This window comes from Acidovorax sp. Root267, assembly GCF_001429215.1.
In the GTDB taxonomy this organism is placed as follows: Bacteria; Pseudomonadota; Gammaproteobacteria; order Burkholderiales; family Burkholderiaceae_C; genus Acidovorax; species Acidovorax radicis.
In genome coordinates this window covers 829256-852968 of sequence record NZ_LMJC01000012.1, presented here as the reverse complement: position 1 = coordinate 852968, position 23713 = coordinate 829256, and the positions used below count along the sequence as shown (strand labels likewise).

24 protein-coding genes are annotated in these 23713 nt (G+C 65.6%); 9 read left to right on the top strand and 15 right to left on the bottom strand.

The window, feature by feature from the left end; genetic code table 11:
* Positions 1–70: 70 nt before the first annotated feature.
* Together trkA and ASE39_RS13400 are read right to left on the bottom strand one after the other, a co-directional pair.
* The gene (trkA, locus tag ASE39_RS13405; RefSeq protein ID WP_057271420.1) at positions 71–1534 is read right to left on the bottom strand and encodes a Trk system potassium transporter TrkA; all 1464 of its coding nucleotides are present in this window, start codon (positions 1532–1534) and stop codon (positions 71–73) included.
* A gap of 60 nt (positions 1535–1594) precedes the next feature.
* A complete protein-coding gene (locus ASE39_RS13400) occupies positions 1595–2875 on the bottom strand; it encodes a glutamate-5-semialdehyde dehydrogenase (protein ID WP_057271419.1) in 1281 nt (426 codons plus the stop codon).
* 174 nt (positions 2876–3049) lie between these two features.
* Between ASE39_RS13400 and ASE39_RS13395 the strand changes: the two genes are divergently transcribed.
* Together ASE39_RS13395 and ASE39_RS13390 are read left to right on the top strand one after the other, a co-directional pair.
* Complete coding sequence (locus ASE39_RS13395; RefSeq protein WP_057227300.1) at positions 3050–3256, top strand: dodecin family protein; 207 nt, start codon at positions 3050–3052, stop codon at positions 3254–3256.
* 84 nt (positions 3257–3340) lie between these two features.
* Positions 3341–3622 carry a hypothetical protein gene (locus ASE39_RS13390; protein WP_057227303.1) on the top strand — a complete coding sequence of 94 codons (282 nt, stop codon included), beginning with the start codon at positions 3341–3343 and terminating at the stop codon, positions 3620–3622.
* 110 nt (positions 3623–3732) lie between these two features.
* Here ASE39_RS13390 and holA read toward each other — a convergent pair whose 3' ends face one another.
* Positions 3733–4788, bottom strand: a complete 1056-nt coding sequence (holA, locus tag ASE39_RS13385) for a DNA polymerase III subunit delta (protein WP_057271418.1) — start codon at positions 4786–4788, stop codon at positions 3733–3735.
* Between the two features lie 198 nt (positions 4789–4986).
* Here holA and rocF point away from each other — a divergent pair, with 198 nt between their 5' ends.
* On the top strand, positions 4987–5937 hold the full coding sequence (rocF, locus tag ASE39_RS13380) for an arginase (protein ID WP_057271417.1): 951 nt from the start codon (positions 4987–4989) through the stop codon (positions 5935–5937).
* A 187-nt stretch (positions 5938–6124) separates the two neighbouring features.
* Here rocF and lptE read toward each other — a convergent pair whose 3' ends face one another.
* The 6 genes from lptE to ASE39_RS13350 all read right to left on the bottom strand — a co-directional run bounded on the left by lptE (position 6125) and on the right by ASE39_RS13350 (position 12118).
* Positions 6125–6622: an LPS assembly lipoprotein LptE gene (lptE, locus tag ASE39_RS13375; RefSeq protein ID WP_010464229.1), complete on the bottom strand. Its 498-nt coding sequence runs from the start codon at positions 6620–6622 to the stop codon at positions 6125–6127.
* Between the two features lie 5 nt (positions 6623–6627).
* Positions 6628–9339: a leucine--tRNA ligase gene (gene leuS / locus ASE39_RS13370; protein WP_057271416.1), complete on the bottom strand. Its 2712-nt coding sequence runs from the start codon at positions 9337–9339 to the stop codon at positions 6628–6630.
* A gap of 135 nt (positions 9340–9474) precedes the next feature.
* Positions 9475–9924 (bottom strand): biopolymer transporter ExbD, encoded by a 450-nt coding sequence (locus ASE39_RS13365; protein ID WP_010464232.1) that lies wholly within the window; start codon positions 9922–9924, stop codon positions 9475–9477.
* 23 nt (positions 9925–9947) lie between these two features.
* The gene (locus ASE39_RS13360) at positions 9948–10631 is read right to left on the bottom strand and encodes a MotA/TolQ/ExbB proton channel family protein (RefSeq protein ID WP_057271415.1); all 684 of its coding nucleotides are present in this window, start codon (positions 10629–10631) and stop codon (positions 9948–9950) included.
* A 14-nt stretch (positions 10632–10645) separates the two neighbouring features.
* Positions 10646–11491 carry a 4-hydroxy-tetrahydrodipicolinate reductase gene (dapB, locus tag ASE39_RS13355; RefSeq protein WP_029414124.1) on the bottom strand — a complete coding sequence of 282 codons (846 nt, stop codon included), beginning with the start codon at positions 11489–11491 and terminating at the stop codon, positions 10646–10648.
* A gap of 66 nt (positions 11492–11557) precedes the next feature.
* Positions 11558–12118 carry an outer membrane protein assembly factor BamE gene (locus ASE39_RS13350; protein WP_057271414.1) on the bottom strand — a complete coding sequence of 187 codons (561 nt, stop codon included), beginning with the start codon at positions 12116–12118 and terminating at the stop codon, positions 11558–11560.
* An 89-nt stretch (positions 12119–12207) separates the two neighbouring features.
* On the opposite strand from ASE39_RS13350, the gene fur reads away from it, so the two are divergent.
* Complete coding sequence (fur, locus tag ASE39_RS13345) at positions 12208–12624, top strand: ferric iron uptake transcriptional regulator (protein WP_010464241.1); 417 nt, start codon at positions 12208–12210, stop codon at positions 12622–12624.
* A 107-nt stretch (positions 12625–12731) separates the two neighbouring features.
* On the opposite strand, the gene hprK is transcribed toward fur, so the two are convergent.
* The 4 genes from hprK to ASE39_RS13325 all read right to left on the bottom strand — a co-directional run bounded on the left by hprK (position 12732) and on the right by ASE39_RS13325 (position 16106).
* A complete protein-coding gene (gene hprK, locus ASE39_RS13340) occupies positions 12732–13688 on the bottom strand; it encodes an HPr(Ser) kinase/phosphatase (RefSeq protein ID WP_010464242.1) in 957 nt (318 codons plus the stop codon).
* Between the two features lie 35 nt (positions 13689–13723).
* Entirely contained in the window at positions 13724–14191 is a 468-nt protein-coding gene (locus ASE39_RS13335) for a PTS sugar transporter subunit IIA (RefSeq protein WP_055395439.1), read from the bottom strand.
* A 113-nt stretch (positions 14192–14304) separates the two neighbouring features.
* Entirely contained in the window at positions 14305–14640 is a 336-nt protein-coding gene (gene raiA, locus ASE39_RS13330; RefSeq protein WP_010464246.1) for a ribosome-associated translation inhibitor RaiA, read from the bottom strand.
* 239 nt (positions 14641–14879) lie between these two features.
* Complete coding sequence (locus ASE39_RS13325) at positions 14880–16106, bottom strand: MFS transporter (RefSeq protein ID WP_010464247.1); 1227 nt, start codon at positions 16104–16106, stop codon at positions 14880–14882.
* 246 nt (positions 16107–16352) lie between these two features.
* On the opposite strand from ASE39_RS13325, the gene ASE39_RS13320 reads away from it, so the two are divergent.
* Entirely contained in the window at positions 16353–17273 is a 921-nt protein-coding gene (locus ASE39_RS13320) for a phosphoribosylaminoimidazolesuccinocarboxamide synthase (protein WP_010464249.1), read from the top strand.
* Positions 17274–17346: 73 nt separating this feature from the next.
* Here the strand turns inward: ASE39_RS13320 and trxA are convergent, their stop codons facing one another.
* Positions 17347–18255, bottom strand: a complete 909-nt coding sequence (gene trxA, locus ASE39_RS13315) for a thioredoxin (RefSeq protein ID WP_057271487.1) — start codon at positions 18253–18255, stop codon at positions 17347–17349.
* Between the two features lie 156 nt (positions 18256–18411).
* Between trxA and purE the strand changes: the two genes are divergently transcribed.
* The 4 genes from purE to ASE39_RS13295 all read left to right on the top strand — a co-directional run bounded on the left by purE (position 18412) and on the right by ASE39_RS13295 (position 22121).
* Complete coding sequence (purE, locus tag ASE39_RS13310; protein WP_057227318.1) at positions 18412–18906, top strand: 5-(carboxyamino)imidazole ribonucleotide mutase; 495 nt, start codon at positions 18412–18414, stop codon at positions 18904–18906.
* On the top strand, positions 18903–20072 hold the full coding sequence (locus tag ASE39_RS13305) for a 5-(carboxyamino)imidazole ribonucleotide synthase (RefSeq protein ID WP_057271413.1): 1170 nt from the start codon (positions 18903–18905) through the stop codon (positions 20070–20072). The genes purE and ASE39_RS13305 overlap by 4 nt, the downstream gene beginning before the upstream one ends.
* Positions 20073–20074: 2 nt before the next feature.
* Positions 20075–21091, top strand: coding sequence for an L-threonylcarbamoyladenylate synthase (locus ASE39_RS13300; RefSeq protein WP_057271412.1), 1017 nt, complete (start codon positions 20075–20077; stop codon positions 21089–21091).
* 76 nt (positions 21092–21167) lie between these two features.
* Positions 21168–22121 carry an SGNH/GDSL hydrolase family protein gene (locus tag ASE39_RS13295; protein WP_057271411.1) on the top strand — a complete coding sequence of 318 codons (954 nt, stop codon included), beginning with the start codon at positions 21168–21170 and terminating at the stop codon, positions 22119–22121.
* Between the two features lie 118 nt (positions 22122–22239).
* Here the strand turns inward: ASE39_RS13295 and ASE39_RS13290 are convergent, their stop codons facing one another.
* The gene (locus ASE39_RS13290) at positions 22240–23538 is read right to left on the bottom strand and encodes a lipase family protein (RefSeq protein WP_010464261.1); all 1299 of its coding nucleotides are present in this window, start codon (positions 23536–23538) and stop codon (positions 22240–22242) included.
* Between the last annotated feature and the right edge of the window lie 175 nt (positions 23539–23713).

Here is a 23713-nt window from a genome sequence, read left to right as displayed (position 1 = left end):
CGTCCCCCTGCCCGCAGCGCGCAGCGCCGCGAGAGCGGGGGGAAGGCGCGAAGCGACTCAGGGGGGTGCATCAAAAGAAAGTCGCGCTCACGCGGAAGAGTTTTTCCACGTCACGCACCAGCCGCTTGTTGGGCAGGAAGAACACCACGTGGTCATTGCTCTCGATCACCGTCGCGCTGCGCGGGATGATGACCTCGGGCTCGCGCAGGCCGGCGGTGGCGGCGCCTGTGGCGTCCAATGCGTCCGGCAGCCCGCGCACGATCAGGCCGATGTGCACATCGCGCGGCAACTGCAGATCACTCACCTTGCGGCCCACCACGCGCGAGCTTTTGCGGTCGCCGCGCGCCACGATCTCCAGCGCCTCGGCCACGCCCCGGCGCAGGCTGTGCACCGCCTGCACGTCGCCCTGGCGCACATAGGCCAGCAGCTCACCCAGCATGGCCTGCGCGGGCGACAGCGCAATGTCGATCTGCGTGCCGTGCATCAGGTCGGCATAGCTGCGGCGGTTGATGAGGGCGAGCACCCGACTCGCACCCATGCGCTTGGCCAGCAGGCAGGACATGATGTTGTCTTCGTCGTCGTCGGTGAGCGCAAGGAACAGGTCCACCTCCTCGATGCCCTCGTCACCCAGCAGGTCCTCGTCGGTGGTGTCGCCCTGCAGCACCAGCACGTCGGACGGCAAGGCCGACGCCAGCTCCACGCAGCGGTCCGCGTGGTCTTCGATGATCTTGATGTGAAAGCGCCCACCCGTCTGGCTGAGCTGGCGCGCCAGCCGCAGGCCCACGCGGCCGCCGCCCGCAATCATGATGCGGCGTACGGGCTGGGGCTGCTGCGCGGCGGGGCGGTGCAAGGCCGCCAGCACATTGGCGATGTGCTCATGGGCGGCCAGAACAAACACCTCATCCCCTGGCTCGATGCGGGTGCTGCCGTCGCAGGCGATGAAGCGGTCGGGCTCATCGGGAAACCGCCGGTAGATGGCCACCATGCGCATGGCCATGTCGGGGGCGCTCTCGCGCAGCGCCCCGATGGTGTGACCGACCATGGGCGCCCCCGCGCGCGCCCGCACGGATGCCAGGCTGGCGCGGCCGCCGGCAAATTCACGCACCTGCATGGCCTCGGGGTACTCGATGAGCTTGCGGATGTAGCGGGTCAGCGACTCCTCGGGGCAGATGATGCGGTCCACGCCAAAACCGTCGGGGCCCAGCAACCGCTCCTCGCACTCGAAACCGGTGGAGCGCACCCGCGCGATGCGCTTGGGAATGTTGAACAGCAGCTGCGCGATCTTGCAGCACACCAGGTTGGTCTCGTCCTGGGCGGCGCAGGCGATCAGGAGATCCGTGTCCTGTGCGCCCGCTTCGGCCAGCACGGCTGGCTCGATGCCGTTGCCCACCACGCCCCGCAAGTCGAAGCGCGACTCCAGGTCGCGCAGCCGCGCGGCGTCGGTGTCGATCACGGTGATGTCGTTGCGTTCGGACACCAAGCTGTCCGCCACGCTCTGACCGACGCGACCCGCTCCGAGGATGATGATTTTCATGCCAAATTGGCTGCTAGCGCTTTATTGATAGACGCCAGAAGCTATTGAATTAGGAGCAAATCAAGCCCGCACTTCACCGTCGCCCAGCACCACGTACTTCAGCGAGGTCAGGCCTTCCAGTCCCACGGGGCCGCGCGCATGAAACTTGTCGGTGCTGATGCCGATCTCGGCGCCCAGCCCGTACTCGAAGCCATCGGCGAACCGCGTGCTCGCGTTCACCATCACGCTGGCCGAATCCACCTCGCGCAGGAACCGCTGGGCGTGCACGTGGTTGGTGGTGAGGATGGCGTCGGTGTGGTGGCTGGAGTAGTGGTTGATGTGGACGATGGCTTCGTCCACACCGGCCACGATCTTCACGCTGATGATCGGGGCCAGGTATTCCTCGCTCCAGTCCTGCTCGGTGGCAGGCACCAGTTGGGCGCTGGGCACCGACTGCAGGATCGCCAGCGACTCGGGGCAGCCGCGCATCTCCACGCCCTTGGCGGCATAGACGGCGCCAATCTTCGGCAGAAATTCCGCCGCCACACCACGCGCCACCAACAGGCCTTCGCTCGCGTTGCAGGGGCTGTACTTGTTCGTCTTCGCGTTGTCGGCCACCTTCACCGCCATGGCGATGTCGCAGGGGTCGTCCACGTACGTGTGGCAGTTGCCGTCCAGGTGCTTGATCACGGGCACCTTGGCATCGCGGCTTATGCGCTCGATCAGCCCCTTGCCGCCGCGCGGAATGATCACGTCCACGAACTGCGGCATGGTGATGAGCTGGCCCACGGCCTCGCGGTCGGTGGTCTGCACCAGTTGCACCGCGTCCTGCGGAAGGCCCGCCTCGGCCAGCGCCTGCTGCACCAGCTTGGCCAGCGCCTTGTTGGAGTCGATGGCCTCCGAGCCGCCCCGCAGGATGCAAGCATTGCCGCTCTTGATGGACAGCGACGCGGCCTCGATGGTCACGTTGGGCCGGCTCTCGTAGATCATGCCGAACACGCCGATCGGCACGCGCATCTGGCCCACGCGGATGCCGCTGGGCTGCTGTTTCATGCCCAGGATCTCGCCAATGATGTCGGGCATGGCGGCCAGCTGCTCACAGCCTTCGGCGCAGGTTTCCAGCACCTTGGGGCTGAGTTTCAGGCGGTCGACCATCGGCTCGGCCAAGCCTGCGGCGCGGGCGCGCTCCAGATCGCGGGCGTTGTCCACCTGCAGCGCATCCACGTTCTCGCGCAGCAGGCGGGCCAGGGCCTTCAATGCTTTGTTTTTGATAGCTGCTGGCGCTTTGGCCATCAGCGCTGAGGCCGTTTTTGCCTGGAATCCGAGGGTGTGCGTGTATTCAGCAACGTTAAGGGCGTTCATTGGGCGATTTTGCCGCAGATGCCCATCGCGGGCTGCATTCGCCTTTTATGGGCGGCCCTTCGCCAGCGGGGCGCCCCCATTGCCCACGCTGACGCCGCAAGGCGCCCTTGTCCCACAGCCTGCCGAACGCAGGATTCCTAGCATGGCGGCTTCTGCCCACTTTTAGGAACTCCCATGAGCGTCGCCAAAGTTATTGAAATCAGCGCCACCAGCGAAACCAGTTTTGAGGACGCCATGAACCAAGGCATTGCACGGGCGTGCGACACCATTGACAACGTGCGCGGCGCATGGATCAAGGAACAGCAGGTCTCCATCGAAGGCGGCCGCATCACGAGCTACCGGGTGAACATGCAGGTCACTTTCGTACTCGCCGACAAATAATCAACGAATTGCTGGGTCAGCGGGCACCAGGCCCGCGATCCGGCGGACCGGCTTTTTCGCCACCCGGCGGAGATAATTCGGCGCATGTCGAATGCCGCCCTTCAATTGCACGCGCTGGACACCTCCCTGGTGGCCCTGCAGCGCGGTGACGTCCGTCCTGCCACCTTCAGCGCCGAAGCCCGTGCGCAGACTGCGCTCCTTGCAGCGCTACCGCCCCGTTATGCAACCGTGCTGCATGACCTGCTGGACCGACTCGAATCCAGTGCTCTCTTCTCCGAAGAAAGCTGCTCGTTCAGCCAGAAAGACTTGCTCGACAGTTTGCGGATGTGGGTGGACAAGGCGCGGGGGGTGCTGGAGCAGCCTTGAGCCACACACCTGGATGCGGTCAAACACTACTTATTTGATAGCTACCAGCGCTTACCAGATAAGCGCCAGGGGCCAAAAAATACCAAAGCCCTGACGCCCAGCGGTGGGGCTTAGCGTGCCGCCTGCGTCAGCCTGCACAGCTGAAACGCCAGCCGCTGCAGCGCCTGCCAGCCATCGGTCGGCCAATCGGGCTGCTTGAGGCCTTTGACAATGCCATCGACCGTGTGGGCCGACTGCAGCAGGCGTGCCAGCGCCGCATCGCTGGCCTTGGGCAGGATGCGCTCGAACAGCCGCTCCTTGGGTCCCCAGATGCGGTTTTCGCGCAGGGCCATGGGCAGGGGACGGCCGGCGTTCATGGCGTCTTTCACGCGTTTCAGGGCGCGGATGTCTTCGGCCAGCGCCCAGTGCACCAGCACTTCGGCCTCGCCCTCGGCCTGCAGGCCGTCGAGCATGCGCTGCACGCGGCCCGTCTGCCCGGCGAGCACCGATTCGGAGAGCTTGAACACATCGTAGCGGGCCACGTTGAGCACGGCGGCTTCAACCTGGGCCTGCGTCAGTTCACCCGCCGGATGCAACAGGGCCAGTTTTTGGATCTCCTGGTGCGCGGCCAGCAGGTTGCCCTCCACGCGGTCGGCAAAGAACTGCAGCGTGCGCTGGCCCTCCTCGCCCGCCACCACACGCTGGCCCTGGGCGGCCAGGCGCTGGGCAATCCACTGCGGCAACATGCCGCGCTCGATGGGGTCGATCTGGATCGAGGTGCCGCTGGACTCCAGCGCCGCAAACCAGGCCCCGGTGCGTGTGGCCTTGTCCAGGCGCGGCAGCATCACCAGCGTGAGCGTGCTGTCGTTGCCCTTGGCGGATTCAGCAATCTGCTGCAGCGCCACGCTGCCATCCTTGCCGGGCTTGCCCGAGGGGATGCGGATCTCGACGATCTGCTTGTCGGCAAACAAACTCAAACTGCCGCCTGCAGCCAGCACGGCGCTCCAGTCAAAGTGAGCACCTGCTACCGTGTACGAAGTCCGTTCGGTATAACCGTGGGCACGGGCCGTGGCGCGGATGGTGTCGGCCGCCTCCTGCTGCAGCAAGGGTTCGTCGCCGTGCAGCACGTAAAGCGGCGACAGGCCCCGTTGAAGATGCGGTGAGAGTTGGGCCAGGGCGACTTGCATGCGGCAAAGTTTATCGCCTTGCCACGCGGCCCCTTGCACAAACTGCCAGGCTCTCCCCACACAGTGCGCGATGGAGGCCACGGACTGATCAGCTCTTTTACTGTTCATTGGCGCCCAAAGCCCCGAGAATTCTCCCGGGCGCCCGCGCCCGCACCGCCCACATCGATCCCCCTAGCCCTCTCCGAAAGCCCTTGCACCATGCCCCCCACAGCCCTGCGCAGCGCCCAGCCCACCAGCCTGATCGGCGCCCCCACCGACATCGGCGCCGGAGCGCGCGGCGCCTCGATGGGGCCCGAGGCCCTGCGTGTGGCGGGACTGCAGGCGGCGCTGGAATCGCACGGGCTGCAGGTATTCGACCGGGGCAACTTGAGTGGCCCAGCCAACCCCTGGCAACCGCCCGTGGATGGCTACCGCCACCTGCCTGAGGTGGTGGAATGGAACCAGCGCGTGTTCGATGCGGTGTATGCCGAGTTGCAGCTGGGCCACCTGCCCATCCTGCTGGGCGGCGACCACTGCCTGGGCCTGGGCAGCATCGGTGCCGTGGCGCGCTACTGCGCGGAGGCGGGCAAAAAACTGCGCGTGCTGTGGCTCGATGCCCATGCCGACTTCAACACCAGCGCGCTGACCCCCAGCGGCAATGTGCACGGCATGCCCGTGGCCTGCCTGTGTGGTTTTGGCCCCGAGGCGCTGACCGGGCTGGCCCAGATGCCGGGGGGTGGCGCCGCATTGCGCTCCGACCAGATCCGCCAGATCGGCATCCGCAGCGTCGATGCGGGCGAAAAACGCTTCGTGCACGAGCAGGGTCTGGAAGTTTTCGACATGCGCTACATCGACGAGGTGGGCATGCGCCAGACCATGCAGCAGGCGCTGGCCGGTCTGGACGCCCAGACCCATCTGCATGTGAGCTTTGATGTGGATTTTCTGGACCCCGACATCGCGCCCGGCGTGGGCACCACGGTGCCTGGCGGCCCTACCTACCGCGAGGCGCAGCTGTGCATGGAGATGATTGCCGACAGTGGGCGCCTGGCGTCGCTGGACATTGTGGAACTCAACCCCGCGCTCGATGTGCGCAACCGCACGGCCGTGCTGGCGGTGGACTTGGTGGAGTCGCTGTTTGGCAAGAGCACGCTGATGCGGACATCCCCCTGAGCGGCTGCGCCGCCGCCCAGTGCTGGCCGCCAGCAGCAGCTCTTCTCTCGTATCGCTGCGCGATGCGGGAAGGGAGGCGATGTCCTCGCCTGTGCCTCGCCCGTCGCCGGCGCCCGGCACGGCGCTATCGCTGCAAGCTGCACCGCAGTGCACTACCGACAGGAGGCCACAGCCTCACGCCCTGGGCTCAGCGCTTTGCGGCAGCCAGGCGGCGCATGAGCTGCTGCACCAGGTCGGTCCGCATGTCGCGGTACAGCAGCGCCTCTTCGGCCTCCTTGGCCAGGGCGATGGTTTCGTTGTAGCTGATGTCGCGCTGCTGCAGCAGTTCGGTCTCGGGAATCAGTTCGGCACCTGCCGGGGTGCGCAGCCGGAACCTGATGCGCAGGCGCAGCTGCAGTTCGCGCACCTGGCCGGACGCGTTGAGCCCCACCACGGCGCGCTCCTGCTGCTCCTGCAGCAGGTCCAGGATGGCCTGGGCGGTGGGCATGGACGCCGGGTCGCGCAGCAGCTGCAACTTGCCGCCCGAACCCTCCAGCGTGCGCTGCAGCTCCCGCGCGAGGGGCGAGCCCGCAGGCGCCGCGATGTAGAGCGAGTCAAACCCGAACTCGGGCACGCCCCGCAGCCGAAAGCCGCAGGCGGACAGCAGGGCCACGGGCGCGAGGGAGAGCAGTGTGCGCTTGTTCATGACGGTTACACGACCACGTTCACGAGGCGACCGGGCACCACGATGACGCGCTTGGGCACCGCGCCTGCAGCCTGGGCCACAAACGCCTCGCTGGCCAGGGCAATCCGTTCGATCTCGGCCTTGTCGGCCTGCGCAGGCACATGGATGGAGCCACGCAGCTTGCCGTTGACCTGCAGCATGAGCTCGATCTCGTCCTGCACCAGCGCATGCGCGTCCACCTTGGGCCAGGGCGCGTCCAGCAGGTCGCCCAGCTCGGCCGCATAGCCCAGGCCGCTCCAGAGGCTGTGGGCGACGTGGGGGGTGGCCGGGTACAGGCAACGCAGCAGGATGCCAAAACCTTCGATCAGCGCCACCTGGGCGCCGGCCGAGTCGGTGGCCTTGAAGTCTTCGAGCGCGTTGATCATCTTCATCGCGCCCGAGACCACGGTGTTGTACTGCATGCGCTGGTAGTCGTAGTCCACCTGCTTGAGCACGGTGTGGATCTCCAGGCGCAGGGCCTTGGCTTCTTTGCCAAATTCGACCTCTTTCAGGCTGCTGGCGCTTGCCACGCTTGCGGTAGCCGCTTCCATATCCATAGCAGACAGCTTGAGCCCGAAGTTCCATACGCGGCGCAGGAATCGGTAGCTGCCCTCCACGGCCGCGTCGTTCCACTCCAGCGTGGCTTCGGGCGGGGCGGTGAACATGGTGTACAGGCGGGCCGTGTCGGCGCCGTACTTGGCGATCAGGTCCTGCGGATCGACACCATTGCGCTCGGTCTTGCCCATCTTGCCCACACCGCCGTATTCCAGCTGCAGGCCTTGGGGATACTGGCCTTCGGCCTCGGTCAGCCGGCCGCCCACGATCCGCCCCTGCGCATCCAGCACCTGCGTGACGGCTTCCGGCGGGAAGTAGTTCTTGCCACCCTTTTCATCGCGCCAGAAGTAGATGTGGTTGAGCACCATGCCCTGCGTGAGCAGCTTCGTGAAAGGCTCGTCCACCGTCACCAGGCCCAGGTCGCGCATGACCTTGGTCCAGAAGCGGGCGTACAGCAAGTGCAGGATGGCATGCTCAATACCGCCGATGTACTGATCCATCCCGCTGCCGCCCTTGGCCGCCTGCGGATCGCGCATCCAGTAGGCCGTGCCGTCAGCCACCATCGCATCGTCGTTTTTGGGATCGCAATACCGCATGAAGTACCAGGAACTGTCCACGAAGGTGTCCATGGTGTCGGTTTCGCGGCGTGCGGCCTTGCCGCACACGGGGCAGGTCACACCGGCGTGGAAACCCTCGTGCTTGTGCAGCGGATTGCCCGAGCCATCGGGCACGCAGTCGGTGGGCAGCACCACCGGCAGATCCTTCTCGGGCACGGGCACGGCACCGTGTTCATCGCAATGGATGATGGGGATGGGCGTGCCCCAATAGCGCTGGCGGCTCACGCCCCAATCGCGCAGGCGCCAGGTGGTCTTGGTCTCGCCCAGGCCCTTGGCCTGCAGAGCGTGGGCCACGGCCGCCACGGCCTCCTTGTAGTGCAGACCGCTGAAGCTGTCGGAGTTGATGGTGACACCGCGCTGTTTGTCGCCGTACCAGTCGTTCCACTGGTGGTAGTCGAAGTGCTCGCCATCGACCAGCACCACCTGCTTGATCTCCAGGTCGTACTTGAGGGCGAAAGCAAAATCGCGCTCATCGTGCGCGGGCACGCCCATCACGGCGCCATCGCCGTAGCCCATCAGCACGTAATTGCCCACCCAGACCTCGACCTGTTCTTCGGTCAGGGGGTGCGTGACAAACAGGCCCGTGGGTTGGCCCTTCTTTTCCTGCGTGGCCAGTTCGGCCTCGGTCGTGCCGCCGCTCTTGCACTCTTCGATGAAAGCTTTCAATGCAGGGTTGGTCTTGGCGGCATGGGTGGCCAGCGGGTGCTCGGGCGCCACGGCGCAGAAGGTCACGCCCATGATGGTGTCGGCGCGCGTGGTGAACACGTACATCTTGCCGTCGCCGATCAGCGTGCCGTCGTCACCGCGAATGTCGTGCGTGAAGGCAAAACGCACGCCTTCACTCTTGCCGATCCAGTTCTCCTGCATCAGCTTCACGCGCTCGGGCCAGCCAGGCAGCTTGTCGCCGGTCACGAAATCAAGCAGCTCGTCGGCGTAGTCGGTGATCTTGAGGTAGTAGCCGGGGATCTCGCGCTTTTCCACCGTGGCACCAGTGCGCCAGCCCTTGCCGTCGATCACCTGCTCGTTGGCCAGCACGGTCTGGTCCACCGGGTCCCAATTCACGACCTGGGTCTTGCGGTAGGCAATGCCCTTTTCCAGCATCTTCAGGAACAGCCACTGGTTCCACTTGTAGTACGTAGGGTCGCAGGTGGCGACTTCGCGGCTCCAGTCGATGGCCAGGCCCATGGCCTGCATCTGCTGCTTCATGTACGCGATGTTCTCGTACGTCCACTTGGCGGGGGGCACGCCGTTTTTCAGCGCTGCGTTCTCGGCCGGCAGGCCGAACGCGTCCCAGCCCATGGGCATGAGCACGTTGTGGCCGTTCATGCGCAGGTAGCGCGTGAGCATGTCGTTGATGGTGTAGTTGCGCACATGGCCCATGTGCAGCTTGCCGCTGGGGTAGGGCAGCATCGAGCAGGCGTAGAACTTCTTCTTGTTGTTGTCTTCCGTCACGCGGTAGGCGTCGGTGGCGGTCCAGTGGTCGTGCGCGGCGCGCTCGACGTCTTGGGGGGAGTATTTGTCTTGCATGGGGGCTCGGGGGTGAGAGGGGGGTGTGGCCGCAGGGCCGCGCTGCGCAGATTTTAGGCTGTCAGGCACCGCATTTCGCGCCCACCGCCGCCAGTGGCCTGCGCAGACCGGTTGGCTCGACGGCGCACGGCGGTTTCAGGGGGCTTTGGCAGGGGCTGGCGGCCCCCCTGCGGACTGTGGCTCGGCAACAAAACCGATGCGCTGCAGCCCAGCCAGGTGCGCCGCGCCCATGACCTCGACCACACGCCCATAGGGCACGGCCGCATCGGCACGCAGCTGGATTTCGGTGTCGGGCCGTTCGGCGCCGATGCGGCGCAGGCGCTCAGCCAGCGCGGGCTGCGACAGGGGCTCATCCTGCAGAAAGGCCTGGCCCGACGCATCGACCACCAGCGTGACGAACTGTGGCGCCGCTCCAGGAGTGGCACCCTCGGCGCGTGGCAGCTCAAGCCGGATGGAACTGGCCATGAGTGGTGCCGTGAGAATAAAAATGACCACCAGCACCAGCATCACATCCACCAGCGGCGTCATGTTGATGTCGCTCATGGGCTGGGGCCCCGTGGTGCGTTCGAGTCTTCCGAAGGCCATGGCTGAAGCAGACCTCCAGGGATTCAGGACCGCGAATCGGCGGGCGGCGCCGTGTCGATCAGCAGTTCGCGCAGATCGCGCGCAAAGCCTTCCAGGTCCGCCTCGATGCGGCCAATCAGGCGACCAAACACGTTGTAGGCCAACACGGCGGGGATCGCCACGGCCAGCCCGGCCGCCGTCATCACCAGCGCTTCGCCCACGGGGCCGGAGACGCGGTCGATGGTGATTTGGCCCGCGCCTGCCATGGCGGTCAGCGCATGGTAAATGCCCCACACGGTGCCCAGCAGCCCCACGAACGGTGCGGTGGAGCCCACCGTGGCCAGCAGCACCTGGCCGAACTGCAGGCGCCCGAGCACGTCGTGCAAGGCGTCGCGCAGCACGCGGGTGAGCCGCTGCGACAGGCTGCCTGCGGCAGCCAGGGTGGCCTGCCCAGTGGGGTTGGAATAATTTGCTATTGAATTTGCAGCAACAACCAGCGGCAGGACAAGCGCAGCACGGTCAAAAGACTGCAAACGTTGCGCTGCAACCTCCATGGATGGTGCCTGCCAGAACGCCGCCGTGCAGCGGGCCACATCGGCACTGGCCTGGCGCATGAGCCGCAGCTTCCAGACAATGACCACCCAACTGGCCACCGACATGGCCAAGAGCACCAGGGCCGCGCCCTGGGTCACCGCATCGCCCTGGCGCCACCAATGAAGGGCGTCCATGGAAAGCCAGCGGCCTAGTTCAAGCCCAGCACATCGAACATGTCGAACATGCCCGTCTTGTGCCCGGCGAGGAACCGCACTGCACGCAGACTGCCCTGCGCATAGGTGGAGCGGCTGGAGGACTTGTGCGTGATCTCGATGCGCTCGCCGATGCCGGCAAACAGCACGGTGTGGTCGCCCACGATATCGCCGCCGCGGATGGTGGCAAAACCGATGCTGGACGGGTCGCGCTCGCCCGTGACGCCTTCGCGGGCGTACACACCACACTCCTTGAGGTCGCGCCCCATGGCGTCGGCAATCACCTCGCCCATCTTGAGCGCAGTGCCCGAGGGCGCATCCACCTTGTGGCGGTGGTGGGCTTCGATGATCTCAATGTCGTAACCCGTGGCCATGGCCTTCGCCGCCATCTGCAGCAGCTTGAGCGTAACGTTCACGCCCACGCTCATGTTGGGTGCCATGACGATGGCGGTGCGCTGGGCAAAGACGGCAATCTCAGCCTTCTGCGCGTCGGTGAAGCCCGTGGTGCCAACCACGGCCCTCACCCCGAGTTCGCTGCACACGGCCAGGTGGGCCAGAGTGCCTTCGGGGCGCGTGAAATCGATCAGGACGTCGGTATTTTTCAGGCCCGCAGCAATGTCGGCCGTGATGGTGACGCCGCTGGCATGGCCGAGAAAGGCGGTGGCATCCGACCCAATGCCTGGGCTGGACGGCACGTCCAGCGCGCCCGCCAGCACACAGTCGTCACTGGCGCGAAGGGCCTCGATCAACATGCGGCCCATGCGGCCGGATGCACCGGCGACGGCGACACGGAGGGCGCGCGAGGGCGTGGATGTGGGGGCAGGCGAAGGGGTCCCTGTCATGAGTGTCCTGTACGTTGACGTTGAAGTGCGGCAGACATCCATCTACCCGTTGCCAGACCGCAAGAATCAGCGGGCAGGCGCTTCAAGCGGTGGATAGCTGACGGATGCGGGCTCCAGCGGCGCCGCCGTCGGGGAGGCAGATGGCCGCTGGGACGCAGGGTAGCGGGCCAGTTGCTCCGGTGTGGCCTCCAGCACGGGCACCTTGCCCTTGGAGCCACGCGAGCCCAGCGTGGCCACGAATTCGGTCTCGGTGGGCATCGGGTCGCCTTCGGAGCGGTCCAGCCCATCCCCCTTGAAGTACACGGTCAGCTTGCGGGTCTGGACCTCTTGACCCGGGCGCTTGAGCGTGAACACGTATTCCCAGCGGTCCGCATGGAACAGGCTGGTGACCAGCGGCGTGCCCAGGATCTCGCGCACCTGCTGGCGACTCATGCCGGGCTGCAGGGCCTCGACCTGCTCGCGCGACACAAAGTTGCCCTGCACCACGTCGATTTTGTAGGGGGTGACAATGCTGGCAATGCGGGTACTGGCGCCATCCAGGCTGCTGCAACCGGCCAGGGCGGCCACGCTGGCACTGATCAAAAGGACCAGGCCCAGGCGGGCGCTGCAACGGGCTTTGACGGGCATGGGTAAAAGGGCTGAGGATATGATCGCCCCATTGTAGCGGCAGGCCTTCCAACCTTGAGGCGAAGGCCCGCATCCCGAAAGACCATGCCATGACCAACATCGACGAACTCAAAAGCACGGGACTCAAGGCCACCCTGCCCCGCCTGAAGATTCTGGAGATTTTCCAGAAGGGCGGACAGCGCCACATGACGGCGGAAGATGTGTTCCGGGTGCTGCTGGAAGAGCGCTCGGACATCGGGCTGGCCACGGTCTACCGTGTGCTCACGCAGTTCGAGCAGGCAAGCATCCTGATCCGCAGCAATTTCGAGAGTGGCAAGGCGGTGTACGAGCTCAATGAAGGGCAGCACCACGACCACTTCATCTGCACATCCTGCGGCAAGGTCGAAGAGTTTTACGACCCTGAAATTGAAAAGCGCCAGCAGGCCGTGGCCAAGGCCAAGGGGTGGCTGGTACAAGACCACACCATGGCCCTGTATGGCCAATGCGCAAACTGCGCAAGTAAATAAGTTTTCCCCTGAAGCGCTTCGCGCCTTCTCTGCGAGGGCAGCGGCGGGGCGGCCCTTGCGCGGGGGCGCTGGCACATGCAGCGCCAGTCGGCGTGCAGACGCCTGCGTCAGACGCCGGTGTCGCGCTCCATGGCGCGGCGGTGCCGCTCCACAAATTCCTGGTAGGTATCAATGCCGCGCAATTGCAGGATGGTGTTGCGCACTGCAGCTTCCACCAGCACGGCGATGTTGCGGCCGGCCACCACCTGGATCACCACCTTGAGCACGGGCACGCCCAGCACGTCCTGGGTGAGCGGCTCGTAGGGCAGGCGCTCGTAGTCGCGCTCCAGCGTTTCCTTGCGCACCAGGTGCACGATGAGCTTCAGGCGCATCTTGCGGCGCACGGCCGTCTCGCCAAAGATGGCGCGGATGTCCAGCAGGCCGATGCCGCGCACTTCCAGCAGGTTCTGCAGCAGCTCGGGGCACTTGCCTTCGATGGTGGTCTGGTTGATGCGGAACAAATCCACCGCATCGTCGGCCACCAGACCGTTACCGCGCGAGATCAGCTCCAGGCCGAGCTCGCTCTTGCCCAGGCCCGATTCGCCGGTGATCATCACGCCCAGGCCCAGGATGTCCATGAACACACCGTGCATGGTGGTGCGGTCGGCGAAGTGCTTGGACAAGTAGGCCCGCAACACGTCGATCACGAAGGCCGACGACTCGTGCGTCGAGAACATCGGGATCTGCGCGCGCTCACACATCGACACCAGCGCGTCAGGTGCGGTCTGGTTGTCGGCCAGCACCAGCACCGGCGGCTCCAGCGTCACGATGCGTGCGATGCGGCGCTTGCAATCGTCGGGCGAAGCGCTGCCGAGATAGGCAATCTCGCGCTCGCCCAGGATCTGGACGCGGTAGGGATGGATGTAATTGAGGTAGCCGACCAGATCGGCCCCGGAGCGCGCGGACCGCACGGCCACTTCGTCAAAGCGTCGCTCGGAAGCCCCCAGCCCGGCCACCCACTCCCACTTCAGGGGGCCGCGAAATTCCTCAAAAAGAACATCGGCACTGACAACATTGGGTTTCACGGCGAATCAGCGAAAGTGCGCAGCGCCCGACGGGCTCAGGCCGTTTGCGTGGACTGCCAGCCCGCAATCATGCCGTGCAGTTCGGCGGCATCGGTGCAGGCCTTGAGCCTTTCACGCAGGGCCGAATCGCTGAGCAGTTCGGCAATCTCGGACAGGATTTCAAGGTGCTTCTGGGTGGCCGCTTCGGGCACCAGCAGAAAAATGAGCAGGCCCACAGGCAACTCGTCCGGGGCATCGAACCCAATCGGATTCAGCAGTTGGAACACCGCCGCCATGGGAGCTTTCAGCCCCTTGATGCGCCCGTGGGGAATGGCCACGCCATGGCCCAGACCGGTGGAGCCCAGGCGCTCACGCGCAAAAAGGCTGTCGGTGATCAACGCACGCGAGAGGCCGTGTTGGCTCTCGAACAGCAGACCCGCTTCTTCAAAAGCACGCTTCTTGCTGGTGGCGTCCACGCTCACAAGCACTTGAGCGGAAGGCAGGATGGAGGCGAGTCGATTCATGGTCAAGGGTAACAATTATGCACATATTGGCGAAAACCCTGAGCGCGGCGCTGTGGGCAACAAAAAAACCGCCCAAAAGGGGCGGCTGCTGTGCCAGGCTCAGGGCTGGCGCATCAAGCGTGCAGTTCGCGCTTGGCGGCTTCGTGGTGGTGGTCCTGCAGTCGGTCCTTGTGGCGCACGACCTGGCGGTCCATCTTGTCCACCAGCTCATCCACGGCGGCATACAGGTCTGCGTGGGAACTCTCGGCAAACAGGTCGTTGCCCTTGACGTGGATATTGCATTCCGCTCGCTGCCTCTTTTCCTTCTCCTTTTGCTTCTCTACCGTCAGCAGTACCTTGACGTCGACAACTTGGTCAAAATGGCGGGTGATCCGGTCCAGCTTGGTGGTGACGTAGTTGCGCAAGGCTGGGGTAACTTCGAGGTGGTGACCGCTGATCGTCAGGTTCATAAATAAGTCTCCTGTAACACTCTCTGTGGAAGAAACGCCGCCCTGGATCAGAGGAGCGGCCCGGCGAACTTGGATGCATCCCGTTGACGTGAAGTCACTATGCCCCTGCCCTTCCTGAAAAGCAATCCCATTCCGCCCCCGCCCGCTGGGTTATGCCCGCCAAGGTGCCAAGCGCCCGGAAAGCGCGCACAATGGCTGAGTTGACAGGCAGCACACGCCCCAAGACAGCGGGCCTTGGCTCAGCGCCCTGAAGGCGCCGCACCATGCAGCGTCAACCGCCCCACCACCAGCATCGACAACAGGCTCGCTGTAATGCCCACCAGCGCAGCCACCCAGTAGTTCTGCACCAGCCCTTGCGCATCGCGGCTGATCAGCATCCCGCCCACCAAAGACGCCGCGCCCATGGCGGCGGACTGCACCGATGCGTTCAGGGTCATGAAGGTGCCACGCAACGGCGCCTGCGCCGCGGAGGCAACGATGGCCATGCCGGGAATCATCCGGCCGCTCACGAAGGCAAACATCAGGGTGGACACCGCCAGCACCCCCCACAGCGGCAAGCCCTGCACCAGCGTGATGCCCAGCAGGCAGGGCGCCGCAGCCAGGGCCAGCCCGCGAAACGTTCGCACCTTGCCGAGCCGGTCCGTCAACCCGCCAAACAGGCGGGCGGTGAACAGGGTCGCGACACCCCCGCACAGGTAGGCCCATGGAATCTGATCGGCCCGCACGCCTGCATTGGTCTGCATGTAGATGGTGATGTAGGGAATCACCGTAAAACCTGTAAACATGAGCAACGCAGAGAACAGGAACGCCCAGCGGTGGTTCGGATCTGCGAGCACTTGGCCGATGCCACCCAGCGCCGTTCTGCCGCTGGCCGCCTGCACATGGGCCGTCATCGCGGGCATGGTGCGCGCCGCCAGCACGGCCAGCACCCCCACCATCGCGGCAATCGCAATGAACGGCATGTTCCAGCCCCCATGCTCGGCAAGGATCAGCCCCAGCGGAACACCCGCCACGGTGGACACGGAGAAAGAGGTCATCACGATGCCCATCGCCCGGCCGCGCCGCTCGAACGGGACCACATCGGCCACGATGGTTTGCGACAAGGCCGACAACACGCCCCCGAACGCCCCCGCCAGAATGCGCGCCACCATCAGCGTGCCGTAAGTAGGTGCCACGCCGCAGGCCAGCGTGGCCAGCCCGAACAGCACATACAACACCAGCATCAGGCGCTTGCGCCCAAACCGGTCGATGTAGGTGGAGGCCAGCAAACCCGACACCCCGGCCGAGAGCGTATAGGCCGACACGAGCAGCCCGAACTGCGCGTCGCTGATGGAAAACAGCTGCGTGAACCGGGGACCCAGCGGCATCATGATCATGAAGTCCAGGATGTGGGTGAACTGGATGCCCGCGAGGGTGAGCAGCAGCCACAGTTCGCGGCGCGGGGTGAGTACAGGGGGTGAGGGCACAGGGAGTGGCCAAAGGTGGCCCGGTCAGCTTCAGGGCCACACAGTGTGCCGCAAGGGCGGCCCGCGCGCAGGGCATCGCCCGCCCTCCACGCAGGCGCCGTTCGGCCCCCCGCCGCAGGCACGCTTCGGGCTCGCGCGTAAAATCCGCAAGCTGCGCGAACGCAGTGACAACTTCACCCGCTCCCGCGCCTCACTCCCCGTTTTTCGGCCTGTCTGCAGCGCACATCGATCGCCCACACCGACACCATGACCCAGCCCAGCTCCAACGCCCTGCACACCTCCGCCCTCACGTCGCTGCCCCTGCTGGCACGCGGCAAGGTGCGTGACAACTACGCCGTGGGCGACGACCGCATCCTGATGGTGGCCAGCGACCGCCTTTCGGCCTTCGACGTGATCATGGGCGAGCCCATTCCAGGCAAGGGCGAGCTGCTCACGCAGATGGCGCTGTTCTGGTTCGACAAGCTCGGGTATATCTGCCCCAATCACCTGACGGGCGACGCACCGGAAAGCGCGGTATCCCCGGAAGAAGCGGCACAGATCCGTGGCCGGTCCATGCTCGTGCAGCGGCTGCAGCCCATCCCGGTCGAAGCCGTGGTGCGCGGCTACCTGGCCGGCAGCGGCTGGAAGGAATACCAGGAATCGCGCTCGGTCTGCGGCGTGCCGCTGCCCGAAGGGCTGACCAATGCCGCGAAGCTGCCCGAGCCCATTTACACCCCCGCCGCCAAAGCCGCGATGGGTGAACACGACGAAAACATCACGTTCGAGCGCACGGTCGAAATGATTGGCCTCGACCTGGCCACCCGCATCCGCGACCTGAGCATTGCGATCTACAAAGCCGCAGCCGAGATCGCACTCACCAAAGGCATGATCATTGCCGACACCAAGTTCGAGTTTGGCCTGGCGCCCGATGGCACGCTGGTGCTGATGGATGAAGTGCTCACGCCCGACAGCTCGCGCTACTGGCCGGTCGAAGGCTATGAAGCAGCTCTCGCCGCCGGCCAGAACCCACCGAGCTACGACAAACAATTCGTGCGCGACTGGCTCGAACAGGCGCAGGTGAACGGCAAGCCCTGGGACAAGACCGCGCCCGCCCCCCGCCTGCCGCGCGAAGTCATCGAAAAAACCGCCGCCAAGTACCGGGAAGCGCTGGAACGGCTGACGGCCTGACCTGTCCGTCAGCCCACCGCAAAAAAGAAAAGGCCCTTCCCGGGCCTTTCTTTTTTGGTGGGGCGAACCCCGCTCAGCTGAGCACCACGCTCGACAAGCGACGCCGGTAGGTCGCCACCACCGGATCATCGGGCGGGATCTGGCCGTCGGCCACCTTCACCTTCGGGGGTTCGATGATTTCGAGGATGGCCACATAGGTCTTGCGGGCGACCTCCTCACCCCAGGCCTTGTCGCGCATGAGGATTTCGAGCAGCTCGTCCATGGCGTCCGTCCAGCGCTGGCCCGCCATGAGCCAGCGGGCACGGGCGTAGCGGGTGTCAAAGTCGCGCTTGTTGGTGGCAATTTTTGCATCAAATTCAGCCCCAGCGCTTTCTCCATAAGCGCCAGAAGCTACGAAATCAATAGCATCCATCCAGGCCTTTAGCGCACCCAGCTTGCGCGAGCCTGCGGCCTTGGCGATGACGGGGGCAAAGGCCACCTTGGCATCGTCCTCGCGGTGCAGCTGCAGCAGCAGCTTGACGTAGTCAAAACGTGCGTCGTCGTTGGAAGGATCGGTCACCACGGCATGCTGCAGCTTTTCCAGCGCGGTGCCGGTGTCGCCTTCGGCCAGGGCGTCCTGGGCTTCTTCTTCCTCAATTTCCGCCACCAGTTCTTCGGCGGTGGGCACATGCTTGTCGAGGAAAGCCCGCACCTGGCCTTCGGGCAGGGCGCCCATGAAGCCGTCCACGGGCTGGCCGTTCATGAGCAACACACAGGTGGGAATGCTGCGGATGCCGAACATGCCCGCCAGCTGCTGCTCCTGGTCCGAGTCGATCTTGACGAGCTTGAAGCGGCCGTCATAGTCGGTCTCCAACTTTTCGAGCACCGGTCCCAGCGACTTGCAGGGCCCACACCAAGGTGCCCAGAAGTCCACCAGCACGGGCACGTTCATCGAGGCGGCAACCACCTCGGCTTCAAAGTTCTCTACGGTGACGTCAATCATGATGGTGTGGGGGCCAGGGGCCTGTGGAGCAGTTTGCCCGCTATTTTGGCCCATCGAAACAGCCCCACACCAGCCAGGGGGCGCAAAAAGTAAAATCGCGGGTTCCACCTACAGCGGTGGGGCAGGCGCAACCTGCCCACCAGCACCCTCCACACCATGAAACCCATCCAGATCGGCGTGGTCATGGGTTCCAGCAGCGACTGGGACACCATGCAGCATGCAGTGCAGATTCTTGAACAGTTCGGCATCCCGCACGAGGCCCGCGTGGTCTCGGCCCACCGCATGCCCGACGACATGTTTGCCTACGCCGAGGCCGCTGCGGGCCGGGGCCTCAAAGCCATCATTGCGGGGGCCGGGGGCGCTGCCCACCTGCCGGGCATGATCGCCGCCAAGACCACGGTGCCCGTGCTGGGTGTGCCGGTGGCCAGCCGCCACCTGCAAGGCGTGGATTCACTGCATTCCATCGTGCAGATGCCCAAGGGCATCCCCGTGGCCACGTTTGCCATTGGCACGGCAGGCGCCGCCAACGCTGCCCTGTTTGCCGTGGCCCTGCTGGCCAACGAAAGCCCCGAACTGCGCCAGCGGCTCGAAGCCTTCCGCGCCGAGCAGACCGAGGTGGCGCGCAACATGACCCTGCCGCCCGCCGCATGACCGACGCGACACAGCCCCTCCTGCCGGGATCCACACTGGGCGTGCTAGGCGGCGGCCAGCTCGGCCGCATGTTTGTGCACCAGGCGCAGGCCATGGGCTACTTCACCGCCGTGCTCGATGCCGACCCGACCAGCCCCGCCGGGCTGGTGAGCCACCACCACATCCAGACCGGCTATGAAGACCCGCAGGGCCTGGCCGAGCTGGCCCGCCTGTCGGATGCGGTGACCACCGAGTTCGAGAACGTGCCCGCTGCGGCGCTGGCTGCGCTGGCCGCGCAGCGCCCCGTGTCGCCCGCCGCCAGCGCCGTGTCGGTGGCGCAGGACCGTGCGCGGGAGAAGGCCCATTTCGTCGCCTGCGGTGTGCCTTGCGCGCCGTATACGGTGATCGAAACGGCTGAGCAACTGGCCGCAGTTTCATCTGATCTACTGCCCGGCATCCTGAAAACCGCCCGCATGGGCTACGACGGCAAAGGCCAGGTGCGCGTGAAAACCGCTGCCGAACTCGCCGCTGCGTGGGACTCGGTCGGCAAGGTGCCCTGCGTGCTGGAGAAGATGCTGCCCCTGGCGCTGGAATGTTCGGTGATCGTGGCGCGCGGCGCCGACGGCGCCACCGTGCACTTGCCCGTGCAGCGCAACCTGCACCGCGACGGCATCCTGGCCGTGACGGAGGTTTTTGAACAAAATCTGCATCCAGCGCTTATTCAGCAAGCGGTAGCAGCTGCAATTTCGATAGCAAACGGTCTGCAGTACGTCGGCGTGCTCTGCGTGGAATTTTTTGTGCTGCAGGACGGCAGCCTGGTGGTGAACGAAATCGCCCCCCGCCCCCACAACAGCGGCCACTACAGCCAGAACGCCTGCGACGTGTCGCAGTTCGAGCTGCAGGTGCGCACCATGGCCCGCCTGCCGCTCACGCAGCCGCGCCAGCACAGCCCCGCCGTGATGCTCAACCTGCTGGGTGATCTGTGGTTTGCCCATGGCGACACCGAGCAGACGCCCCCTTGGGACGAGGTGCTGGCCCTGCCCGGCACGCACCTGCACCTGTATGGCAAGCGCGAGGCCAAGCGCGGCCGCAAGATGGGGCACCTCAACATCACCGCCGCCACCCCCGGGGCGGCGCGCGCCACGGCCCTGCAGGCCGCTGCGCTGCTGGGTATTGCACCGTTCTGACCATGATTCTTGACGGCACCCAGCCCGCATCCATCGCCGCCGCTGCACGGGCCGTGCGCAGCGGCGCACTGCTCGGCCTGCCCACCGAAACCGTGTACGGCCTGGCAGCAGACGCCAGCAGCGATGCCGCCGTGGCGCAGATTTTTGCGGCCAAGGGACGCCCCAGCGACCACCCGCTGATCGTGCATGTAGCCAATGCCGAGGGCATTGCCCACTTCGCCAGCGAGGTACCGGGTTTTGCACAGAAGCTCGTCGATGCCTTCTGGCCCGGCCCGCTCACACTCATCCTGCCGCGCCTGCCCGGCGTGGCTGGCGCCGCCACCGGCGGCCAGGACAGCGTGGGACTGCGCTGCCCGGCCCACCCCGTGGCCCATGCCCTGCTGCTGGCCTGCGCCGCACCGGGCGACAGCGAGGCCCAAGGTGGCCCGCCGGTGTGGGGCGTGGCAGCTCCCAGCGCCAACCGCTTTGGCCGCGTGAGCCCCACCACCGCCCAGCATGTGCAGGACGAGCTGGGCGCCGGGCTGCTGGTGCTCGACGGCGGCCCGTGCGAAGTGGGTATCGAAAGCACCATCGTGGACTGCACGCGCGGTGTGCCGGTGCTGCTGCGCCCGGGCGCCATCACGCGCGAGCAGATTGAGGCCGCCTGCGGCATTGCACCGCTGTCCAAGGACGACATGCCCGCGCTCACGCCCCGCGCCTCGGGCACGCTCGAAGCGCACTACGCGCCCGCCGCCAAGGTGCGCCTGATGGACGCCAAGGCCCTGCAGACCGGCCTGGACCTGCTGGGCGCCGACGCCGCCCACATCGCGGTCTATGCCCGCGCCGCACTGCGCACCCAATCCTCCAAGCTCGTGATGCGCCGCATGCCCGACGACGCGGCCGCCACGGCCCAGCAACTGTTTGCGGTGCTGCGCGGCTTTGACGACGATGGCGTGAAACTGATCTGGATCGAGACCCCGCCCGCCGAGCCCGAGTGGGAAGGTGTGCACGACCGCCTGCAACGTGCATCTGCCGCATGATTCCAGCCGCACAAGGCGGCTTTACATGCGTTGACGTTGCACCGCTAAACTACCCCCCACTTTTCTGGAGAAATACATGGCAGCAAATTGGATGCGCCGCACCGTACTGGTCGCCGCATGTGCGTCGGCCGCGTTGCTCGCGGCCTGCGGTTCCAGCACCACCGAATCGGCCATCACGCCCGAGCGCTTCATCGCGTTTGGTGATGCCAACAGCGATGTGGGGCAAAAAGGCTCTCGCTATACCGTCAACGACGGCAGCGTGAACAACTGGACCCTGCAGGTGGCCGCCAACTATGGCAAGCCACTCTCGGCCGTCTCTGCGGGAGGCAAGAGCTATGCCGTGGGCAATGCCCGCGTCAAGGCCAAGCCCGATGCCGCTGGCAACGCCAGCACGCCCACCATCACCGAGCAGATCGACACCTTTTTGGCCAGCGGCAGCTTCGCGGCCAACGATGTGGTGATCCTCAGCGGCGGCATCAGCGACGTGATCGCCGGCATGGCCGCCGTGCAGGCAGGCACCCAGACCGAAGCCGCCATGGTGGCCGCAGCCCGCCAGGCGGGTGAAGACATGGCCGCCCAGGTGCGCCGCCTGGTGACCGCCGGTGCCAAGTACGTGGTGGTGACCGGCACCTACGACCTGAGCAAGACCCCATGGGCCAAGGCCATCGGCCGCGAGGCACTGCTGACCGATGCCAGCAGCCGCTTCAACGACGGCCTGCTCGTGGGCATCGTGGACCTGGGTGCCAACGTGCTGTATGTGGACCTGGCCTACTACGTGAACCTGTATACCGGCGTGCCCGCCAACTACGGCTTCAACAATGCCACCACCGCCGTGTGCACCTCGGTGGACGCCACCAACGGCATCGGCATTGGCGCCGGAAAGGTCAATTCGGCCCTGTGCACCCCGTCCACGCTGCTGTCGGGCGCCAGCCAGACCTCCTACGTGTTTGCCGACCCGGTGTACCTCACGCCCTCGGCGCAGCGCCAGTTCGGCACCTACGCCTACGACCGCCTGCGCGCCCGCTGGTAATTTGGCCACTGGCAGCTGTGGCCACGCTGCAGCTTCTATGCAGGCACCACAGCCATCAAAAAAGCCGACCCAAGGGTCGGCTTTTTGTTGTGCGGCACGCCGCCGCTTGCTGGCTGCCTTATTTGACCATGTCGAACACTGCTCGCGCCTGGGCATGGCAGAACGGCGGTTCGTAGGTGCCATGGTAGGCGCCGTAGTAGGTGGCAAATGCGGCCGATGTCGGATCGGTGGGTGCCTGGCCACCCGGGCCAAAGGTGGCCTGAATGGCCGCATCGACGTCCACCGATGCCACGTTGGTCAGGCCCCGGCTGTCGAAGTCGGCCTTCATCACGCGCTGGTGGATCGCAGGCGGCACGGTGGGATCGCCTGCGCCGCCACACAGCAGCACGCGGGCCTTGGGGCTCCAGCCCAGCAGGTCATTCTTTTTGGCCGCCAGGTACAGAGGGTGGGTGGTGCTGGTCTGCGAGCCCGTGATGAACGCGGACTGGAACAGCGCATCCCGCGCCTGGTTGGGCGTACCGGCGGGCAGGGTGCCCGAGGTGAGCAGCGTGGTGTAGGTCATCGTAGGGTTGGGCAGCAAGGTCTCGATGTAGCCCGAATACGGGGCCTTGAAGACCTGCTTCACGTCCGTGTAGACGTCTCCATAGACTTTCTGCCAGGCCGTCACCAGATAAGGTACGAAGAACTGCACACCCGCAATGGCGTCCGGGATACGCAGCGAGCCCGACAGGTTGTAAGGGCCGGCCAGATGGGCACCTGCGACCACATTGAATTCAGTGCCGTAGTCGCGTTCCGCAGAGCGGTGTGCTGCCATCGACGAGTGCCCGCCCTGCGAGTAGCCCGTGAACATCACTTTGCCCGACAGATTGGCCCCTACGGTGCCCGCTGCATTGCGTGCGGCCCGCACCGAGTCGATGACCGAGGTGGCTTCCGAGTCGGCATGCAGGTAGGGGTGGTAGCTGTAGCCCGACTTGGCAAAGCCCAGGTAGTCGGTGGCCACCACGGCATAGCCCTGGGCGGCATACATGGCGGCGAGCAGGAAGGTTTCGTTGTCCTGCGGGTTGGCCAGCGTGCGGGGCTTTTGCACATCGGTGCCCTTGGCATAGGCGATCAGCGGTGCGGCTGTGTTGCAGCTGCCTGCGGGCACCAGCATCACGCCCGAAGCGTTGGTGTGCTCTCCACTCTTGGCGCCTGCGGTGGCGTAATTGAGAGCCACCACCTTCACATCGCATTTCGCCTTGCCGCTGATGGCCTGCAGGCCGCTGCTGGAGGTGCCTGCATCGATCTGCGCGGCCGTCAGCGTCATCATGACGGCAGGGGGGTCAATCAACGCGCCACGGTCTGGATCGTCGGAGCCACCGCAGGCGACAAGCAGCACCGCAGCGGCGGCAACACAGGTAAGGCGGAAATACTTCATGAATGGATACCTCAGGTCAAGAAACAACGACGCATCGTGCGCGCACCTGCACTGCACCATCCATAGGGGATAACGCGGACCAAACCAGTGGGCAGACGCCTAGGTGACAGCGGCCCGCCCCAGGCGAGCATTTGGAGCGACGCACAGAACCCAGCGAAGCGGTTCTGGCCAGGCG

Excerpts from the sequence above, each read along its gene's own strand:
- trkA (WP_057271420.1), bottom strand. The coding sequence starts at position 1,534 with ATGAAAATCATCATCCTCGGAGCGGGTCGCGTCGGTCAGAGCGTGGCG.
- ASE39_RS13400 (WP_057271419.1), bottom strand. The coding sequence starts at position 2,875 with ATGAACGCCCTTAACGTTGCTGAATACACGCACACCCTCGGATTCCAG.
- ASE39_RS13395 (WP_057227300.1), top strand. The coding sequence starts at position 3,050 with ATGAGCGTCGCCAAAGTTATTGAAATCAGCGCCACCAGCGAAACCAGT.
- ASE39_RS13390 (WP_057227303.1), top strand. The coding sequence starts at position 3,341 with ATGTCGAATGCCGCCCTTCAATTGCACGCGCTGGACACCTCCCTGGTG.
- holA (WP_057271418.1), bottom strand. The coding sequence starts at position 4,788 with ATGCAAGTCGCCCTGGCCCAACTCTCACCGCATCTTCAACGGGGCCTG.
- rocF (WP_057271417.1), top strand. The coding sequence starts at position 4,987 with ATGCCCCCCACAGCCCTGCGCAGCGCCCAGCCCACCAGCCTGATCGGC.
- lptE (WP_010464229.1), bottom strand. The coding sequence starts at position 6,622 with ATGAACAAGCGCACACTGCTCTCCCTCGCGCCCGTGGCCCTGCTGTCC.
- leuS (WP_057271416.1), bottom strand. The coding sequence starts at position 9,339 with ATGCAAGACAAATACTCCCCCCAAGACGTCGAGCGCGCCGCGCACGAC.
- ASE39_RS13365 (WP_010464232.1), bottom strand. The coding sequence starts at position 9,924 with ATGGCCTTCGGAAGACTCGAACGCACCACGGGGCCCCAGCCCATGAGC.
- ASE39_RS13360 (WP_057271415.1), bottom strand. The coding sequence starts at position 10,631 with ATGGACGCCCTTCATTGGTGGCGCCAGGGCGATGCGGTGACCCAGGGC.
- dapB (WP_029414124.1), bottom strand. The coding sequence starts at position 11,491 with ATGACAGGGACCCCTTCGCCTGCCCCCACATCCACGCCCTCGCGCGCC.
- ASE39_RS13350 (WP_057271414.1), bottom strand. The coding sequence starts at position 12,118 with ATGCCCGTCAAAGCCCGTTGCAGCGCCCGCCTGGGCCTGGTCCTTTTG.
- fur (WP_010464241.1), top strand. The coding sequence starts at position 12,208 with ATGACCAACATCGACGAACTCAAAAGCACGGGACTCAAGGCCACCCTG.
- ASE39_RS13335 (WP_055395439.1), bottom strand. The coding sequence starts at position 14,191 with ATGAATCGACTCGCCTCCATCCTGCCTTCCGCTCAAGTGCTTGTGAGC.
- raiA (WP_010464246.1), bottom strand. The coding sequence starts at position 14,640 with ATGAACCTGACGATCAGCGGTCACCACCTCGAAGTTACCCCAGCCTTG.
- ASE39_RS13320 (WP_010464249.1), top strand. The coding sequence starts at position 16,353 with ATGACCCAGCCCAGCTCCAACGCCCTGCACACCTCCGCCCTCACGTCG.
- trxA (WP_057271487.1), bottom strand. The coding sequence starts at position 18,255 with ATGATTGACGTCACCGTAGAGAACTTTGAAGCCGAGGTGGTTGCCGCC.
- purE (WP_057227318.1), top strand. The coding sequence starts at position 18,412 with ATGAAACCCATCCAGATCGGCGTGGTCATGGGTTCCAGCAGCGACTGG.
- ASE39_RS13305 (WP_057271413.1), top strand. The coding sequence starts at position 18,903 with ATGACCGACGCGACACAGCCCCTCCTGCCGGGATCCACACTGGGCGTG.
- ASE39_RS13300 (WP_057271412.1), top strand. The coding sequence starts at position 20,075 with ATGATTCTTGACGGCACCCAGCCCGCATCCATCGCCGCCGCTGCACGG.
- ASE39_RS13295 (WP_057271411.1), top strand. The coding sequence starts at position 21,168 with ATGGCAGCAAATTGGATGCGCCGCACCGTACTGGTCGCCGCATGTGCG.
- ASE39_RS13290 (WP_010464261.1), bottom strand. The coding sequence starts at position 23,538 with ATGAAGTATTTCCGCCTTACCTGTGTTGCCGCCGCTGCGGTGCTGCTT.